1 protein-coding gene is annotated in these 213 nt (G+C 48.8%); it reads left to right on the top strand.

What is annotated here, in order from left to right; translation table 11 throughout:
* Positions 1 to 14: 14 nt before the first annotated feature.
* Positions 15 to 213: ribosomal protein L13e (locus J2D73_RS20590; protein WP_207884305.1), on the top strand; the 199-nt coding region annotated here is incomplete at its 3' end.

The following is a 213-nucleotide window of genomic DNA, read 5'->3' as shown; positions in this document are numbered from 1 at the left end:
CTTTGAAGTACAACATGAAACTTAGGGCTGGCAAAGGTTTCTCTCTTGAAGAGCTAGCGGCAGCAGGAATTCCCAAGAAGCATGCACCAACCATTGGCATCGCAGTTGACCACCGTCGTAGAAACCGCTCCCTAGAAGGTCTTCAAGCTAATGTTCAGAGGCTGAAGACCTACAAGGCCAAGCTTGTTGTCTTCCCCAGGAATGCAAAGAAGA

This window comes from Acetobacter sacchari (assembly GCF_017377715.1).
Lineage (GTDB): Bacteria > Pseudomonadota > Alphaproteobacteria > Acetobacterales > Acetobacteraceae > Acetobacter > Acetobacter sacchari.
The sequence above is the reverse complement of the archived record's forward strand: the minus strand, read 5'-3'. Positions and strand labels throughout refer to the sequence as shown.